Here is a 17,020-nt window from a genome sequence, read left to right as displayed (position 1 = left end):
TGCCCTCCTTATTTCGTAGATTCTGAGATTACATCTATTGATTGTTCTTTCAGTTTGAATTTCTGAATTTTTCCAGACGCCGTCATCGGGTACTCCTTCGTAAACTGGACATAGCGAGGAATTTTAAAGTGAGAAATTTGACCTTTACAATATTCCTTTACTTCTTCCTCTGTCAAAGTTTCGCCTTCTTTAAGAATAATCCATGCCATGACCACTTCTCCGTATTTTTTATCCGGAACGCCAATGACTTGTACATCAAGAATTGCTGGATGCTGATAAAGGAATTCTTCGACTTCACGAGGATATACATTTTCTCCTCCGCGAATAATCATATCTTTTAAACGTCCTGTAATTTTACAATATCCATTTCCATCCATAACCGCGAGGTCTCCCGTATGAAGCCAACCCTCATGGTCAATCGCTTCTTGTGTTGCTTCTGGATTTTTGTAATAGCCTTTCATCACGTGGTAGCCACGCGTACATAACTCGCCTTGTGTACCCGACGGCACTTCTTCACCCGTAGTTGGATCGACGATTTTCACTTCAACATTAGGCAGTGCTCTTCCTACTGATGAGACTCGTAACTCAATTGGATCGTCTGTTCGAGTCATCGTAATGCCAGGTGACGATTCCGTTTGTCCATATGTAATCGTAATTTCCGACATTCCAAGCTTTTCTACAACATTCTTCATCACTTCAATTGGACAATTCGATCCTGCCATAATTCCTGTTCGAAGCGTGCTTACATCATAGCTATCGAAATCATCTAAATTCAGTTCAGCAATAAACATCGTTGGTACACCATGAAGACCTGTACATTTTTCTGCAGCGACTGTTCTCAATACATCGCTTGGATTAAATTCTTCAATCGGAACCATTGTCGCTCCGACAGAAACACAAGCCATTGTCCCTAGTACACAACCGAAGCAATGGAAGAACGGCACAGGAATACATAAGCGATCCTCGTTTGTCAGCTTCATACAACCTGCAATATTTAGACCATTATTAACAAGATTAGAATGAGTCAACATCACACCTTTAGGGAAGCCAGTTGTTCCTGATGTATATTGCATGTTAATCACATCAGATGGACTTTGATTACTCATACGTTCATCTAACATTTCCTCAGTTACATCAGCTTTTCCTTTCAACACATCATCCCAAGAATACGTGCCCGGATATCGATTTTCACCAAGAACAATGACATTTTTTAATTTTGGCAACCTTTTTGATTGTAACTGCCCTGGTTTAGATTCTCGTAATTCAGGAACAACTTCATATAACGTCTCGATGAAGGAATGACCGCGATACTCTTCCATTAAAATAATCGTTGTCGCATCCGACTGTTGTAGCAAATATTCTAACTCACTTCTGCGATAATTCGTATTTACTGTTACAAGTACGCCTCCCATTTTCGCTGTTGAGAATTGGGAGATAAGCCATTCTGGTTTATTTGTAGCCCAAATAGCCATGTGATCCCCTTGTTCAATTCCAAGCGACATAAACCCGCGAGCTACTTCTCGACATAATTTCTCAAACTCCCGATACGTATAGCGAAGACCTAAATCATGGTATACAACTGCCTCTTTATCACCTGAAACACGAGCTGTTTGCTCTAGCAACTGACCAATCGTGACATGCAACAATTCAGTCATTAAAGTCCTCCTCATCAAGTTATATTTAAATTATCTTATTGGAAAGATTAACAACCTAGCTGTTTAGCAATAACCATTCGTTGTACTTCAGAGGTTCCTTCCCCAATCTCTAAAAGCTTCGCGTCACGGAAGAATCGCTCAACTTGATACTCCTTCATATAACCATAACCTCCATGGATTTGTACCGCTTGATCACATACTTTCATGCATATTTCCGAAGCATACAATTTAGCCATGGCTGCTTCCTTCTTAAATGCTCTTCCTTGATCTTTCAACCATGCTGCTTTATAAACCATGTTACGAGCTAATTCAATATTCATAGCCATGTCAGCCAGCTTGAATTGAATGGCTTGAAATGAAGATAAGCTGTTACCGAATTGTTTTCTTTCTTTTGCATACTGAAGCGATTTTTCATAAGCTCCTTGTGCAATTCCAACGGCCATCGCCCCGATTCCAATTCTTCCTCCATCAAGAGTAGCTAAAAACTGCTTAAACCCATTGCCTTCTTCACCAAGGAGATTCTCTCTAGCAACGCTTACATTTTCAAAAACTAACTCAGTTGTATTTGAAGAATGAAGTCCCATCTTTTCATAATTACTAATTACAGTAAATCCCGGCGCATCAGTAGGTACAATAAACGCACTAATTCCATTAATTCCTTTTGATCGATCTGTTACTGCAGTAATTGCAAGGTTTTTGGCGTAGCTTGCATTCGTAATAAAACATTTAGAACCAGAAAGCACCCACTGACCATCATTAAGAATCGCTGTTGATTGAGTTCCACCTGCATCAGAACCAGCATTAGGTTCAGTCAAACCAAAAGCACCCAAGTACTCCCCTGTACAAAGTGGTGTTAAATATTTCTCCTTTTGCTCATGGGTGCCAAATAAATGGATAGGAGCTCCCCCTAGTGAAATATGTGCAGAATAGGTAATACCTGTAGAGCCACATACTCGACTTAACTCTTCTACAGCAATGGCAAAGCTGATTGTATCACCACCACCACCACCATATTCCTCAGGAAAAGGAAGACCCATCATCCCTAGCTTCGCTAATTGATTGAATATTTCCTTTGGAAATTCACCAGTACGATCCCTTTGATCTGCACCTGGAGCAACCTCGGCTTCCGCAAAATCACGAATTAACTTACGTATCATGGCTTGTTCTTGTGTTAAATCAAAATCCATAGTCAAAAACCTCCCGTAATTTATATAAGACCGACTAGTTGGTCTTGTCACCCCGCATAAAAGCACATTCAATTAGAATACGAATCTAGCGGATCATTTAAAAAATAAGATTGAAAAGCTGCATCTTGTTTTGCTTGATCGGTTAATAACGAATGAAGAATCAAATCGACATAAATATCGGCAATTTCATCAATTGTTTTTTCTCCGTCCCGTTTATACCACTTGTAAGACCAGTTCACCATACCTAAAATCGACATACTGGTGATTTGAACAGGCAGTTCTGAGCGAAATTCTCCTTTATCAATTCCTTCTTGAATGATAAAAAACATCGCTTCTTTATATTGATTTCTTTTTTCCTTAATTGCTTGATCATAGGGTGGTTTTAAATAAATACTTTCTTGATAAAAAACAGAAATATGTGGCTTATAAAGGTCAAATGCTTTCACAAAGGATCGGATAATTCTTTGCATTTTGTCTGTGGGGCGTATACTTGATGACATCGCTTCCTGCGCTTTCGTCAACACATAGGAAACAAAATAATCGTGAATCACAAAAAGAAGTTCCTCTTTTGATTGAAAATGATGATAGAAACCGCCTTTGCTCGAACCGCTTTTCTTCACAATCTCTTGAACTGAGACACCATGAAAGCCATATCGTTCAAAGAGTCTTAACGACGTTTCGATAATTCGGTCCTTTAACTCCGTAAAGCAACCACTCCTTTTGAATTTTCTAGCATTCAATTATTTATAGTAATAACTGAACTTAAATATGATTTTAACATATTATGTAAAAATGTTGCAATATTTTTCTATATAAAAATTTGGAAATTTATTTATTTTATATAACATTGTTGATTTTTGGCTTATTTTAGCTAAGAAATCGCTTAACCACTAATAAGGTTAACTTAGCACAAACAAAAAACTCATCAAATAGACGAGCTTTCATCGATTCTTTATTTTCTTTAACGGTTTAACATTTGCTTTAATGAGTTTCCAAGCCCCATCCTGAAATGACCACACTGAAGAAATTGTCGCAATAGCCTCTTCTCCCTCAATTCCTTTTACTAATTGTTTTCCAGTCAAGCCCTTTCCACGTCCAAATTGAGAGCGTACTGTTAATTCGAAATAAGGATGAATAATTAACTCCGTAGCTTCATTTAATTTTCCATTTTGATAAATCCCTAACTCTTCATACACCTGTCTATGACTACTAATATCCACCCGAACTGGCTTTTGCCCCTCGACGGTAATGTCTGCCATATAATAGTCTTGAAATTGAGCTGTAACAGGAACAGAAGGCGGTACCTCTATATTTGCTACTTGTCCTTTGTCAAAGGAATAAATTTGATGAAATAATTCAGATTTATTCTGTTTTTGAAAGGAAACAAAGACGTCCTGTACACCATCTTTATTAAAATCAGCAAGAGCGAGCTTCGGTTTATATCCTGCTTCAAGGGGAATGGACGTCCTCTTGCAGTTGCTTTCCACTACGAGTTCCATTTTCGTTAAAAGGTGACGATTTTTCTCGCTTGGTGTACCTCTTAACTCAATAGTATCAATTTTTTTATCACCGGTAACATCGCGCTTCATTGCCTCATAAAACTCATTTGACTTAAACCCTTTATCATGTGCTTCAACAGCTTGATAGCTTAAACAAACAGAAATGACCAATACAGCATATTTTAATACATGTAAAAAATGACCTTTCATTCTCAACCGCTCCTTACGATTGTGAGATGTGTTTCTTTTTTATTTTTTTCATTGATCCTTCATAAAGATAGACCAGAAATAATAGAAACCCGGCACTAAAATCGCAAAGCCGACATACATACTGCTCGAAAAGAAGTAATGGATTTTTCAACATTTTAAAAGCTGCAATAACAAAAGTACCTGTCGCATATGCTGTTAATGCCGTATGTCCCGCTGTTACTAAAAAGATTGGATAAAAAAAGCCGCCCATGGGGCATTTTCAAAATGAAAAACAACTGGTGTACCTTCAAAAGCATAAACATTCGAAATTAATGCAAATGAGGTAAAGGCCCAAACCCAATGGTCGCGAAAATAATCTGAACAGCCATATTCGTTCTGAACATTGCCCCAGCAATTTATACATAATCCATTCTATTTATCTCGCCCTTTCCGTTTTAAATCCTTCATAGTATTTCCCGAGAAAAGGAAAATATTTAATGAGCTGCCAAGAGAATTTACACCAATAATTGGATAATTTATATTACTAACTATTTTTAATTAAGGTTTAATTAAAAATATTCTGACGAGGTTGATTTTTAAATACATAAATGCCGTTCTGCATCTAAGATTTTTAAATTTATATGCTAGCGAGTTCGTTCTTAAAATACTAAATGTACGGAAAGGAAAGGAAAACAAAGGAAATGGCAGGAATTTGGCGTCTGTGAGCAATGAGTGTTATACAGACGTATAGAAGCGCTAATCTCCTCTAATAGAGAACGAGAACCACTTTGTGACCTTTCTTAATCAATGATACGATTAATAGGGAAATTATTTCAGAAAGGATTGATTCTTTATCAAAACTCTCGCTTTACTGTACACGGCAGAAATGGAAAAGGCTATGTTTCAAGCTCATGGAATTGGCTATGCTGAATATAGCCGAAAGCTTGATGAGCGCTTGAAAGTTGAGGAAGCACGCGAACAGGATTATGCACAAAGCAGACGTATATTAAAGAAAATCCAATCGAATCTGTTTATAAAATAACATCAAACTTGACTCCAATGACCTATACTCATACCAATAACGCCCTCCTAGAATTCCTTTACATGTAGAGATTACTATACTACCGTTTTTATAAACGAGAAAAATCCGTTCACTTATGATGAACGGATTTTTCTCGTTTAATGTATACTTTTATCTACTTCCTCGGTTAAGTTTTTCCACATTTCCTTCGCTTGTCCACTTTCACTTTCGTCTAAAATAAATGAACCATTTGTATAACGATCGGAATATTTTAATGAAGCTACTTGGACCGTTTCAAGCTTTCCTTTCTCAGAAAGAATCGAAAGGCAATCTGATTTTGTCACCATTTCAAAGCCGATAACCCGATGCGGATGAGCCTTTAACTCTCTTAATACAACAACGCCTCGCTTTGCTCGCGATGTTTTTTCAAACTCAGACAGCTTCATCTGCTTCACTGATCCACGTTGTGTGACGATAGCAACGGCTTCTTCCGTATCCTTTCCTAACACTTTCATACCGACAACAAAATCCTCTTCTTTCAAGTTAATCCCTTTTACTCCTGCAGCTCGCGGACCAACAATGCTCACTTCTTCTTCATCATACCATAGCGCTAATCCATGATGAGTCATGAAGAATACATCCAAACTTCCATCCGTTAGATGGACATCGACAAGCTCGTCTTCTCCTTTTACATTCATCGCTACTAACGGTTTAGAGTAACGCTGCGCTTTAAAGGAAGCGAGCTCTGTTCTCTTCACCATACCGTTTCGAGTCGCAAGTAATAAAAAACGTGGCTCTTCAAAATCTTTAACTGGTATCGCTTTAATTACATGTTCATCACGATCAATCGGGATAATATTCGCTACATGCTGTCCTGTTTCCTTCCACCTTATATCAGGTAGTTGATGAACCGGGCAATACAGATAATTTCCTTTATTCGTAAACAACAGAACAACGTCTGTCGTATTCATTTCCAGCTTTTGCAGCAAGCGATCTGAATCTTTCATGCCAAAGTCTTGTCCACCTGATGCCGCATATGACCGTAGAGAAGTTCGCTTTACATACCCTTCTTTTGTAATAGTCACAACGACATCTTCACTAGCTATTAACACTTCAAGATTAATTTTAATTTCTTCAATCTCTTCTTCAATTTTCGATAGGCGTGTATCGTTATAATCTTTTTTAATTGCTTTCAGTTCTTTTTTCATCACTTGCATAAGCGCTTTTTCGCTCTCAAGAATTTTTGTAAGCTCAGCAATTTTTGCGTTAAGCTCGGCCGCCTCTTTTTCAAGTGCTGTAATATCAGTATTCGTTAATCGGTATAGTTGCAGGGAAACAATAGCTTCCGCTTGCGCTTCAGTAAAAGCAAATTTCGCAATGAGATTATCTTTTGCATCACGTTTATCTTTAGATGCACGGATGGTTGCGATTACTTCATCTAAAATAGATAAAGCTTTCATAAGGCCTTCGACAATATGAGCTCGATCATATGCTTTTTGCAATTCATAGCGAGAACGATTAATAATTACTTCCCGTCGATGCTCAATATAAGCATCAAGCAGCTTAGGCAGACTCATTAAAGTTGGTCTTTTTTTATAAATCGCTACCATATTAAAGTTATAAGCAATTTGTAAGTCAGAGTTCTTATATAAATAATTAAGCACACCGTGTGCATCGGCTTCTTTTTTTAACTCGATTACGATACGAAGTCCTGTACGGTCGGTTTCATCACGAACTTCCGCAATTCCTTCCACTTTTCGATCTAAACGAAATTCATCGATTTTCTTCACAAGATTGGCTTTATTCACATCATAAGGTATTTCCGTTATGACAATTTGCTCTTTGCCTCCTCGAATGCTTTCGATTTCGGCTTTACAGCGAATTATGATTTTTCCTTTACCAGTTTCATATGCTTTTTTAATGCCATCAATCCCTTGAATAATACCACCGGTTGGAAAATCTGGTCCTTTCAGCACCGTCATTAATTCAGAAACCGTTGCTTCTGGATGATCAATTCTCATAATCGTTGCATCAATAACCTCACCTAGTTGATGCGGTGGAATTTCCGTTGCATATCCAGCAGAGATTCCAGTCGAACCATTTACAAGCAAATTTGGAAACATCGCCGGTAGAACGACAGGCTCTTCTGATGTATCATCGAAATTTGGAACAAAATCAACGGTCCGCTTTTCAATATCACGGAGCAGCTCAGAAGCTATCGCAGATAATCTTGCTTCCGTATAACGCATCGCAGCTGGCGGGTCCCCGTCAATACTTCCGTTATTTCCATGCATTTGTACCATTACATTACGCAGCTTCCAGTCTTGACTCATTCTTACCATCGCTTCATAAACCGAGCTATCACCGTGCGGATGATAATTCCCGATTACATTTCCGACTGTTTTAGCTGCTTTACGATACGCCTTATCATGTACATTTCCTTCTACATGCATTGCATATAAAATCCGGCGCTGTACTGGCTTTAAACCATCGCGTGCATCTGGAAGCGCTCGATCTTGAATAATATATTTGCTGTACCGTCCGAAGCGGTCACCAATCACTTCTTCTAACGGTAAATCACGAAATCTCTCTTCTGATGCCATCTTTATTCAGCCTCCTCTGCAATCGACATATTTTCGTTATCTAATATATTCGATTCTTCTTCGAGACCAAAAGCAACATTCGACTCGATCCATTTTCGGCGCGGTTCTACTTTATCACCCATTAACGTCGTCACACGTCTTTCCGCCCGTGCACCATCATCAATTTTCACTCGGATTAACGTTCTCGTTTCTGGATTCATCGTCGTATCCCATAGTTGGTCGGCATTCATTTCACCGAGACCTTTGTAGCGTTGAATCGTATAGCCTTTTCCTACTTTTTGGATAGCGGCTTGCAATTCTTCGTCGCTCCACGCATATTCGAGGATTTCCTTTTTCCCGCTCCCTTTGCTCACCTTATAAAGGGGCGGCAAGGCAATAAATACTTTTCCCGCTTCAATAAGCGGTTTCATATACCGGTAGAAAAAAGTTAATAGCAACACTTGAATATGTGCTCCATCTGTATCGGCATCCGTCATGATAACTACTTTATCGTAATTCGTATCGCTCACATTAAATTCTGGCCCGACTCCTGCGCCAATCGCATGAATAATCGTATTAATTTCTTCATTTTTAAACACATCCGCAAGTTTCGCCTTTTCGGTATTAATCACTTTTCCTCTAAGCGGTAATACAGCTTGAAAACGACGATCCCGACCTTGCTTCGCTGAACCTCCAGCTGAATCCCCCTCGACAAGATATAATTCATTTTTATCTGGGTTTTTCGATTGAGCTGGCGTTAATTTACCAGATAAAATCGCATCTGATTTCTTTCGTTTCTTTCCGCTTCGAGCATCTTCCCGTGCCTTTCGCGCTGCTTCACGAGCTTGAAACGCTTTAATCGCTTTTTTAATGAGCAAGGTGCTTGTAGTCGGATCCTCTTCAAAAAAGTACGCTAAATGTTCAGACACAATCGCATCTACAGCTGAACGAGCCTCACTTGTACCAAGCTTACTCTTCGTTTGTCCTTCAAATTGCAGCAGCTCCTCGGGAATCCGAACGGAAATAATCGCTGATAAACCTTCTCGAATATCTGTACCTTCTAGATTTTTATCTTTTTCTTTTAATAGGCCTGCCTTACGCGCATAGTCATTAAAAGCACGAGTTATCGCAGTTTTGACACCGATTTCATGTGTACCGCCATCTTTTGTTCGAACATTGTTTACAAAGCTTAAAATATTTTCAGAATACCCATCATTAAACTGAAAAGCAAAATCTAATTCTATATCATGTTGCTTACCATCAAAACTAACAACCGTATGCAGCGAATCTTTTTCTTCATTTAGATAAGTTACAAACGCTTCGATGCCATTTTCGTAATGAAACAGCTCTTGCTGACCATGTCGTTCATCAATAAGCTCAATCTTCATTCCTTTTAATAGAAAAGCAGATTCTCGAAGTCGTTCGCTTAATGTTTGATAGTTAAAAGTTGTAACTGAAAAAATCGAAGCATCAGGTTTGAAATGTATTTTTGTCCCTGTTTGATTCGTTTTCCCAATTTTCTCTAACGTCGTCTCTGGTTTCCCGCCATCTACGAAACGCTGCTCATAAACATAGCCATCTCGCTTGATTGTAACGACAAGCCATTCTGACAAAGCATTGACAACTGAAGCACCTACACCATGCAGGCCACCGCTCGTTTTATACCCACCTTGACCAAATTTTCCACCAGCATGGAGAATCGTTAAAATAACTTCTGGGGTAGGTTTACCAAGCTTGTGCATTCCTGTAGGCATACCGCGTCCTTTATCTGTCACACTGATGCTGTTATCTTTATGTATTTTGACTATTATGTGATCTCCGAAACCTGCTAACGCCTCATCTACGGAGTTATCCACAATCTCGTATACTAAATGATGAAGTCCTCTTACATCTGTACTGCCGATATACATACCAGGACGTTTTCTAACCGCCTCTAATCCTTCCAGTACTTGAATTGCATCATCGTTATACTCAATTGTTTTGCTGTTCTTTGCCACAGAAATTCCCCTTTCTAAACAAAACCAATTTCCGGGCCAAATCATACTACCATGAAATGACTCTAAGCTTTAACAATCTAGTCTAGTTAAAGCTCCTGTGAATAAATTAAGTATAATACATTCTCCAAAAAGGAACAAGTGTTCTATTTTTGTCGTCCCTTGATTTAGCACCTTAACTATTCATTTTGATGCATACCAACTATTAATTGTAGATGGTATTTGTTTATTTAGCAAATCCGTTTTAAATAAGCAATATATTTAACTAACCATCAATGAGCATTCTCACTGATGGCAGCTTCATTTTATCTATTATTTTGTCATGGCATGTTCAACTTTAATACAACGATCCATAATAACGGTATAGCCTTTCTCTGTTAAATAATCATATGCCTCTTGATTCGCTACTCCTAATTGAGCCCAGAAAACATCCGCATCTATTTCAACAAATTCTTTGGCGATTTCCGGTAAAAATTCGGAACGTCGGAATACATTGACAATATCAACATGCCCCTCTATATCTTTTAATGAAGCAACAGCTTTCACCCCAAGTACCTCTTTTACCGTTGGGTTAACCGGAATAATTTCATAGCCACAGTTTTGCATCGCTTCTGTCACCATATACGAAGTTCGATCTGGATTATTAGACAAACCAATAACAGCAATTCGTTTTGCTTTTTTTAATATTTTTCCGATTTCTTCTCTGCTTGGATTTATAATTGTCATGTTTATCATTCCTTTTCAAAAGATAGTATACTTTTAAATCTTACCAACCATTTTACAAAGAATCTTCCTCGATTTCCATTAGCAAGGGAATCTTTTCTATACTTCACTCCGGTACAATATTCTAATACTTTATATACGATAAAATATATTCAGATCTTTTTCGTTTATCAGCTTTTCCGTTTCGTTTTAGAAATATGATGTTCTAATCATAATATAGAGAAGATTTTTTCTCAGGAAATTTATCACTTGGCCGTCCTTTTTAACGAGAAAGTGGTACAATAAAGTAGCCATTCGTTTATTTAACTTGCCATTTATTAAATTTTGTTATATGATGCTGTTGTTTTTGGCTTCTTTTGTGCGGGACCTCTTGCAGAAAACACGCTTTTCCTTTGTTTCATGGAGTGAGGCTAAAACAAACCAAACTTAATTGTAGCAAGAATATTGTTTAACATAGCCATTTATTAAAGAAAAAAACAAGAATTTTTTATTAGAAAGGGCCATTCGATGTTAATTATTATACTTTCTTTATTACTTGCCTACTTAATTGGATCCATTCCATCTGGATTAATTATTGGTAAAACCTTTTATAAAGTAGATATTCGTGAACATGGTAGTAAAAACCTTGGAGCAACGAATGCATTTCGAACACTTGGAATTAAACCTGGCATTGCTGTTACATTGATGGATATTTTAAAAGGTACGGCAGCGACCCTTATTCCTGGATTACTTGGAGCCGATATTCACCTGCTATTAGCCGGTGTGTTAGCAGCCATTGGACATATGTTTCCGATATTTGCTAGTTTTAAAGGCGGTAAAGCGGTTGCTACATCTGCAGGTGTCGTACTCGGATATGAGCCATTCTTATTTTTATTTTTACTCGTAGTCTTTTTCATTGCTTTATACATATCAAAATATGTTTCGTTATCATCCATGATTGCAGCTGTGGCTTCCTTAACGTATTGCTTTATCTTCCATTTGGACGATTGGCCACTAATTTTGGTCATCGCAGTCCTTACAATTTTTATTTTTTATCGCCATCGAGCCAATATTAAACGAATTATGAATAAAACTGAACCAAAAATTAAATGGTTATAATGAGCAAGTATATAGCTAGATGGGGATAGGCACGTTTCCCCTAAAATTAACGGCTATGCCGAAATAATATGTGCACTTATCATGAATTATTATTTGATATAGAATAAAAAAGCCCTTTGAATGGGGCTTTTTTTTTATAACTCTGCGGCTGTCTGATTCAATGTTTCCGCCTGAGATGCCACCTTTTCTGTTACACCTTTAATTTCATCAATAACCATCACAAATGAATGAATATTTTGCTTAATTTTATTCATTCCAACAACATCTTTCTCCACCGATTCAAGAATCTTATCGAAAGATTCGACCGTTACAGTAGATTCTCTTTCTCCCAATTCCATCACTTCTTTCACTTCTACAACAGATTGAAGCACACTTTGCATATAACCGTTTGATGTCTGAACAATAGCATCTATTTGCGCAATAGATTCTTTCGTTTGATCCGCTAATTTTCTTACCTCATTTGCTACAACGGCAAACCCTTTTCCATGTTCACCTGCACGAGCTGCTTCAATAGCTGAATTCAATGATAGTAAATTCGTTTGATTCGCAATAGATTGAACAATTTGAACAAACTCCGTAATTTGCTGCAAGGACGAATTCAACGAGTGAATATTTTGATCTACATGATTCATAAATACAACCAGTTCATATAATTTGGTTTTTAGTTGAAGCATGCACCTCTGCCCTTCTTCGGCACTCATTCTAGAATAAGTCGACTGTTCCGTTTGAATCCTAACAATGTCCTCTAACTCCTGACCGTTAAACCCTAGCGTCTTAATTGAAGTATGTGTTTCTTCACTTAATATGAGTAATTCCTCACTTATCCCTAAAATATGACGTTGTACATCTTTTTTGACTTTTTCATATTCTATTTCACGTGCTTTCAGATTTTCCATTTCATAAGCCTGAATAACTAATTGCCGTTCAAAGCTTAGTATTTTCGTAATAGCAAAGATTACAGCGCGTTGCTCTTCTTCATTATGTACGTATGTATAGATTAATGATAACATTGAATTTTGTAAGCTTTGGAACGCGGACAAATACCAACGCGATGCCAAACCAATCCGATAGTGGCTCTTAGCTACTTGCAGACGGGCTTCGACAAAAGAATCATCAATAACACCTTCAAATAATGTAACAATATGTGTATATAATGTAGAACGCAGGCGTTCTATTGTGCTATGCTTCGTAATAATTGACTTTAACCCTGGAACTTCCAATAACGCTTGATAAAAGCCATCCAAAAGTTCATCAATTTGGGCATAAATGACTTCTCCGAACGCAAAAATGATACGGAGGTCATTCTCTGTTAAATCAATCATTTTTAGCTGTTTTTTTATTTCTGAATCGCTTACCTTTATCTCCCCTGCTGCCGGATTTACTGTCAAAACTTTGTTCATTCGTTTCTTCAATTTGGATAGTACCTTCATCTACTTCCCTCCCGTGAAAGAATCACTGTTACATGCCTAGCGAAAAAATATAAAGCATTCAAAAAACGGCTGTACCTGTCGCCTATATATGTTAGTCTGTCTGCGCCGTTCACTACATACCCGAAAAATGAATTCAAAGACCTTTTCTTTCTCTAAAAAAACAAGTATTATGTATAAATTCATATGTTTCACCTACTTCTCAAGCATGCTTTTTGTCCACATTCATGCTACAATACAAGGAGTTTTATAGCCAAGCGGTTAGCTTATCCTTATTACCAAAACTACTGGCGCAGATTCAGTAATAATCGTTATAAGAATGGCTTGCTTCAATCTTTTTCTTTTATCTTAAGCTTTACTGATTCTATTTAGATTTAGTTGGAATGATTAAAGCGAACTTTTATTTTTTCTTGATATAGCTTTCAATAAATCTTACATAAATAGGTGTTAATACCTAGTACAAGATGGAGAAAAAGCGAGGAACGATATGAGGAAAGGGGCAATAACCTGCTGGGTAAAGTTTCACTTGTTTTCGTAATACATGTATTCTTCATCTATAAAATCTTGAAAAATAAGGAGCTTCTACTATGAAACCATTACAAATTTCACCTGAAACAGCCATCAAACTAGCAAAAGCGTTGAATGTTCCACTAGAACAAGTAATGCATATGCCCATGCCTATTCTTCTAAAAAAACTAGCAGAATTAGACGAAAACAAAAAATAGGTATTAAAACCTATTTATAGTCCTATAATACCACAAATAAACATGTTATATTTTATAAATATCACCTATATTTGTGAACTTTTTAGACACTTTTAGAAAATGATTTATATATGCAGAAATAATATTCTGCTTTTTTACAACTTATGTAACTTTTGCTCTATACAAAATCGAGGGTTCGACAGAAGGAGGAGACATAGTGAATATTAAAATTTCTAATGAAGCAGTAGATTGGTATAAAGAGGAACTAGCTTTATCTTCAGGTGCATATATTCGTTTTTTTGTAAGGTATGGCGGCCACAGCAGTATTCAAGCTGGCTTTTCTTTAGGTATTTCTCAGGAACGTCCGGTTCACCCGATTGTATTAACAGAGCAAGATGGAGTAACCTTCTTTATCGAAGAAAATGACCTTTGGTTTTTCGATGGTCATGACCTAATTATTCGCTTTAATAAAAAACTAGGTGAACCAGAATTTTCGTATGCAAAATAACAACAGCGGCTAAGTGCCGCTGTTGTTATTTTATCAGCTTTTCGTGAATTCCTTCTGCTGCTAAAATTTGTTTTTGCTTTTCCCCCAGTAAATCAAAATGAGAGTAGCCATCTTTTCTAAGATCAATCCATTCTCTCTTTAAACCATACTGTTGTCCCCATTTGGCTAAACGATCTAAATCTTTGCAGCCGACTTTGGTCACCGTTTTACAGCCTGGAAATCGATCATCCAACCAATAATGTGTTAAAAAAGCAATTTCCCCTGCATCAATTCGGTACTTCCATTCTTCTAGATCTTTACGCTTAATCCCGAAGGCCAAGGCTTTTTTCACCTCAACTTATGTAAATTATCGTTTTAAACTAGCTTCTTATTCTTCTCATAGGCCTCGTGCCACTCAGGAAAAAGCCGTTTAATAGAAATAGGACGAAAACTTTCTTTTTTTACACATACATGTGAGGACTGACCCGTTACAGCTAAGTCTTGATTTCCGTTGAAAATCTCATACCCATAAACGACTCGAATTCCATCATAGCTTTCAATCCATGTCTTAATTATTGCCACTTGTCCATAACGGACTGGCGTTTTATAAGAAACCTGAATATCAATCACAGGTGATAGGATACCATCAGCCTCCATTTGAGCATACTCAAAGCCTAATTCACGTATTAGCTGCGTGCGTCCCAGTTCCATCCATACTAAATAATTAGCATGATAGACTACGCCCATTTGATCGGTTTCTGCGTAACGCACTTCTATTTGATGTTCAGCAATATGCATAAGTCTCTCTCTCCTTTTACTAACGTGTCTCATCATCATCTTACCATAATTTCGATTGGAAAACTGAATATTCGAGTTGCCTTCACGTCAAAATAATTACTGTACCCATTGCTAATAGTTAAAAAAGACTATCCAAATAAAAAACTTTGGATAGCCTTTTTGCATTATTTATTGAAACTGATTACTGCTCTTATATCCGTTTTTTCGAGCTGCTTGCTCATCTTCAATTTCAGCTTCCATCGAGTTTATACTTTCCATTCTTCGCTCATTTTTAGCCTGAATTGCTTCCGTGTCAGCTGATGATGAACATTCGATTGCTTCATTTGCAGCCTGTATATTCTCTCGTGTATTTTCAATAGCTGTTTGCAGCTTTTCTACGTTATCGGCACGATTATCTGGATTTGGTTTAGTCATCATTTTTCCCCCTACCAACTTTTTTGTTTACATAACATAATTATAAGATACTTATTATGAATATAGATGTAACAGCTATTCCCCTTTTGTTTGAATCACTTGAGGAGTTGGACTTGTTTGATCTTGCATTTGCTTTCCTTTGTTTCCACCAAATGCTCTCTGTTTTGTCCCAACGTGATTAGGATTAAAGTGTTTGGAATCTTTTTTTGGGTTACTCATCAATATCGCCTCCTACTATTAATTTGCATCAAATAGCAGGAAATATAGCTACCAGTTTTTACTCGGCTTTTTGCATATGTCGTTTCTCAATTCTTTCTTCAATGATTTCAAGCATTTTATAATCTTCCAGCAGCTCTCTTTTATTATCCTGTATTAATTGTTCAAATGTTTTTTTGTGTCTTTTCATTTTATCACCTACTTCCATTTTTTATAGCAAATCCAGATTTCCAGTTCAAAAACAAGAAGAATCAGTTAAGCTTCAAGGAACGGATAACTATGTGCACAGGTCCCTTGATTTACTAATCGTAAAAGTTTGTATTTTTTATTATTTCCAAATTTACAAAAAATATAAAAAAGGAGCCTCTTTTAGCTCCTTATTCCATACTATTCATATTTCGTTCCATATCTTTCAACTGCATCTCACCAAAGAACTTATGTTGAATAATGCCATCACGATCAATAAAAAAAGTCGTAGGAATACTCATGATTTTATACTGTTCACTGATAAGACTTCCTGACTCTGGCTGATCTAGAACAATTGGAAAGGTTAATTCATAATTTAACGCAAATCCTTCTACATCATTTTCTGGATCCATATTCACAGCCAAAACAACTATATCCTCTCCTGCTTCTTCAGAAAATTGCTGCATAGCTGGCATTTCTTTTTTACATGGCGGACACCAGGTCGCCCAAAAGTTTAACATCACTTTTTTCCCCTTATAATCCGATAAAGAAACTTCTTTCCCTTCTAGCGTTTTTAACGTAAAATCTGGGGCCTCCCCACCAATCGTTAATCCGCCTAATTGATCTAACTCTTCTGTTTTCTTTTCTTTTTGCTGATCCATTGCTTGTACAATAGAGAAAGTGATCAGAGAAAGTAAAAAAATTGAAGCGATAACTTTTTTAATCATAAAACAGCCTCCCTATGTTGGCATTCTCGTTTACCCTATTAATCACACTCATTAATTAGTACAATTTTACATTTCTTCTTTAAATAGTATCAATAATGACGACACATGGAAA

At 37.1% G+C, this 17,020-nt stretch carries 18 protein-coding genes and 1 pseudogene; 4 read left to right on the top strand and 15 right to left on the bottom strand.

The annotated features are described in order from the left end of the window. Window positions 1–8 precede the first annotated feature (8 nt). The 5 genes and pseudogenes from BAOM_RS09050 to BAOM_RS24925 all read right to left on the bottom strand — a co-directional run. Entirely contained in the window at window positions 9–1,655 is a 1,647-nt protein-coding gene (locus BAOM_RS09050; protein ID WP_127759993.1) for an AMP-binding protein, read from the bottom strand. Between the two features lie 47 nt (window positions 1,656–1,702). Next, window positions 1,703–2,842, bottom strand: a complete 1,140-nt coding sequence (locus tag BAOM_RS09045; protein ID WP_127759992.1) for an acyl-CoA dehydrogenase — start codon at window positions 2,840–2,842, stop codon at window positions 1,703–1,705. A 68-nt stretch (window positions 2,843–2,910) separates the two neighbouring features. Continuing rightward, window positions 2,911–3,582, bottom strand: coding sequence for a TetR/AcrR family transcriptional regulator (locus tag BAOM_RS09040; protein ID WP_127759991.1), 672 nt, complete (start codon window positions 3,580–3,582; stop codon window positions 2,911–2,913). 201 nt (window positions 3,583–3,783) lie between these two features. Further along, window positions 3,784–4,551, bottom strand: a complete 768-nt coding sequence (locus BAOM_RS09035; RefSeq protein ID WP_127759990.1) for a hypothetical protein — start codon at window positions 4,549–4,551, stop codon at window positions 3,784–3,786. Between the two features lie 145 nt (window positions 4,552–4,696). Continuing rightward, window positions 4,697–4,887 (bottom strand): annotated as a pseudogene (locus BAOM_RS24925) (cytochrome ubiquinol oxidase subunit I); the annotation flags it as partial. 541 nt (window positions 4,888–5,428) lie between these two features. On the opposite strand from BAOM_RS24925, the gene BAOM_RS24295 reads away from it, so the two are divergent. After that, window positions 5,429–5,572 carry a YuzK family famiily protein gene (locus BAOM_RS24295; protein WP_164853105.1) on the top strand — a complete coding sequence of 48 codons (144 nt, stop codon included), beginning with the start codon at window positions 5,429–5,431 and terminating at the stop codon, window positions 5,570–5,572. Between the two features lie 137 nt (window positions 5,573–5,709). Here BAOM_RS24295 and parC read toward each other — a convergent pair whose 3' ends face one another. The 3 genes from parC to BAOM_RS09020 all read right to left on the bottom strand — a co-directional run bounded on the left by parC (window position 5,710) and on the right by BAOM_RS09020 (window position 10,853). Then, window positions 5,710–8,154, bottom strand: coding sequence for a DNA topoisomerase IV subunit A (gene parC, locus BAOM_RS09030; protein WP_127759989.1), 2,445 nt, complete (start codon window positions 8,152–8,154; stop codon window positions 5,710–5,712). A 2-nt stretch (window positions 8,155–8,156) separates the two neighbouring features. After that, a complete protein-coding gene (parE, locus tag BAOM_RS09025) occupies window positions 8,157–10,130 on the bottom strand; it encodes a DNA topoisomerase IV subunit B (RefSeq protein ID WP_127759988.1) in 1,974 nt (657 codons plus the stop codon). Window positions 10,131–10,439: 309 nt separating this feature from the next. Beyond that, window positions 10,440–10,853: a CoA-binding protein gene (locus tag BAOM_RS09020; RefSeq protein WP_127759987.1), complete on the bottom strand. Its 414-nt coding sequence runs from the start codon at window positions 10,851–10,853 to the stop codon at window positions 10,440–10,442. A 504-nt stretch (window positions 10,854–11,357) separates the two neighbouring features. Here BAOM_RS09020 and plsY point away from each other — a divergent pair. Beyond that, window positions 11,358–11,948: a glycerol-3-phosphate 1-O-acyltransferase PlsY gene (gene plsY / locus BAOM_RS09015; RefSeq protein WP_127759986.1), complete on the top strand. Its 591-nt coding sequence runs from the start codon at window positions 11,358–11,360 to the stop codon at window positions 11,946–11,948. Between the two features lie 134 nt (window positions 11,949–12,082). Here plsY and BAOM_RS09010 read toward each other — a convergent pair whose 3' ends face one another. Continuing rightward, window positions 12,083–13,378: a globin-coupled sensor protein gene (locus tag BAOM_RS09010; protein WP_127759985.1), complete on the bottom strand. Its 1,296-nt coding sequence runs from the start codon at window positions 13,376–13,378 to the stop codon at window positions 12,083–12,085. Window positions 13,379–13,962: 584 nt separating this feature from the next. Between BAOM_RS09010 and BAOM_RS09005 the strand changes: the two genes are divergently transcribed. Together BAOM_RS09005 and BAOM_RS09000 are read left to right on the top strand one after the other, a co-directional pair. Next, window positions 13,963–14,100, top strand: coding sequence for a YycC family protein (locus BAOM_RS09005; protein WP_127759984.1), 138 nt, complete (start codon window positions 13,963–13,965; stop codon window positions 14,098–14,100). 196 nt (window positions 14,101–14,296) lie between these two features. After that, window positions 14,297–14,587: a HesB/YadR/YfhF family protein gene (locus BAOM_RS09000; RefSeq protein WP_127759983.1), complete on the top strand. Its 291-nt coding sequence runs from the start codon at window positions 14,297–14,299 to the stop codon at window positions 14,585–14,587. A gap of 25 nt (window positions 14,588–14,612) precedes the next feature. Here the strand turns inward: BAOM_RS09000 and BAOM_RS08995 are convergent, their stop codons facing one another. The 6 genes from BAOM_RS08995 to BAOM_RS08970 form a co-directional block, all read right to left on the bottom strand. Next, a complete protein-coding gene (locus tag BAOM_RS08995; protein ID WP_127759982.1) occupies window positions 14,613–14,906 on the bottom strand; it encodes a hypothetical protein in 294 nt (97 codons plus the stop codon). 35 nt (window positions 14,907–14,941) lie between these two features. Further along, complete coding sequence (locus BAOM_RS08990) at window positions 14,942–15,364, bottom strand: acyl-CoA thioesterase (protein WP_127759981.1); 423 nt, start codon at window positions 15,362–15,364, stop codon at window positions 14,942–14,944. 168 nt (window positions 15,365–15,532) lie between these two features. Next, window positions 15,533–15,778: a small acid-soluble spore protein Tlp gene (gene tlp, locus BAOM_RS08985; RefSeq protein ID WP_127762510.1), complete on the bottom strand. Its 246-nt coding sequence runs from the start codon at window positions 15,776–15,778 to the stop codon at window positions 15,533–15,535. Window positions 15,779–15,853: 75 nt separating this feature from the next. After that, window positions 15,854–15,997, bottom strand: coding sequence for an acid-soluble spore protein N (locus BAOM_RS08980; protein WP_127759980.1), 144 nt, complete (start codon window positions 15,995–15,997; stop codon window positions 15,854–15,856). 58 nt (window positions 15,998–16,055) lie between these two features. Continuing rightward, window positions 16,056–16,184, bottom strand: a complete 129-nt coding sequence (locus BAOM_RS08975; RefSeq protein ID WP_119118380.1) for an FbpB family small basic protein — start codon at window positions 16,182–16,184, stop codon at window positions 16,056–16,058. Window positions 16,185–16,371: 187 nt separating this feature from the next. Next, a complete protein-coding gene (locus BAOM_RS08970) occupies window positions 16,372–16,908 on the bottom strand; it encodes a peroxiredoxin family protein (protein WP_127759979.1) in 537 nt (178 codons plus the stop codon). Window positions 16,909–17,020: the final 112 nt, after the last annotated feature.

This window comes from Peribacillus asahii (assembly GCF_004006295.1).
Classification (GTDB): domain Bacteria; phylum Bacillota; class Bacilli; order Bacillales; family DSM-1321; genus Peribacillus; species Peribacillus asahii_A.
The sequence above is the reverse complement of the archived record's forward strand: the minus strand, read 5'-3'. Positions and strand labels throughout refer to the sequence as shown.

Coding starts and splice junctions, on each gene's coding strand:
- BAOM_RS09050 (WP_127759993.1), bottom strand. CDS start 1,655: ATGACTGAATTGTTGCATGTCACGATTGGTCAGTTGCTAGAGCAAACA.
- BAOM_RS09045 (WP_127759992.1), bottom strand. CDS start 2,842: ATGGATTTTGATTTAACACAAGAACAAGCCATGATACGTAAGTTAATT.
- BAOM_RS09035 (WP_127759990.1), bottom strand. CDS start 4,551: ATGAAAGGTCATTTTTTACATGTATTAAAATATGCTGTATTGGTCATT.
- BAOM_RS24295 (WP_164853105.1), top strand. CDS start 5,429: ATGTTTCAAGCTCATGGAATTGGCTATGCTGAATATAGCCGAAAGCTT.
- parC (WP_127759989.1), bottom strand. CDS start 8,154: ATGGCATCAGAAGAGAGATTTCGTGATTTACCGTTAGAAGAAGTGATT.
- BAOM_RS09020 (WP_127759987.1), bottom strand. CDS start 10,853: ATGACAATTATAAATCCAAGCAGAGAAGAAATCGGAAAAATATTAAAA.
- plsY (WP_127759986.1), top strand. CDS start 11,358: ATGTTAATTATTATACTTTCTTTATTACTTGCCTACTTAATTGGATCC.
- BAOM_RS09010 (WP_127759985.1), bottom strand. CDS start 13,378: ATGAAGGTACTATCCAAATTGAAGAAACGAATGAACAAAGTTTTGACA.
- BAOM_RS09005 (WP_127759984.1), top strand. CDS start 13,963: ATGAAACCATTACAAATTTCACCTGAAACAGCCATCAAACTAGCAAAA.
- BAOM_RS08990 (WP_127759981.1), bottom strand. CDS start 15,364: ATGCATATTGCTGAACATCAAATAGAAGTGCGTTACGCAGAAACCGAT.
- tlp (WP_127762510.1), bottom strand. CDS start 15,778: ATGACTAAACCAAATCCAGATAATCGTGCCGATAACGTAGAAAAGCTG.
- BAOM_RS08980 (WP_127759980.1), bottom strand. CDS start 15,997: ATGAGTAACCCAAAAAAAGATTCCAAACACTTTAATCCTAATCACGTT.
- BAOM_RS08975 (WP_119118380.1), bottom strand. CDS start 16,184: ATGAAAAGACACAAAAAAACATTTGAACAATTAATACAGGATAATAAA.
- BAOM_RS08970 (WP_127759979.1), bottom strand. CDS start 16,908: ATGATTAAAAAAGTTATCGCTTCAATTTTTTTACTTTCTCTGATCACT.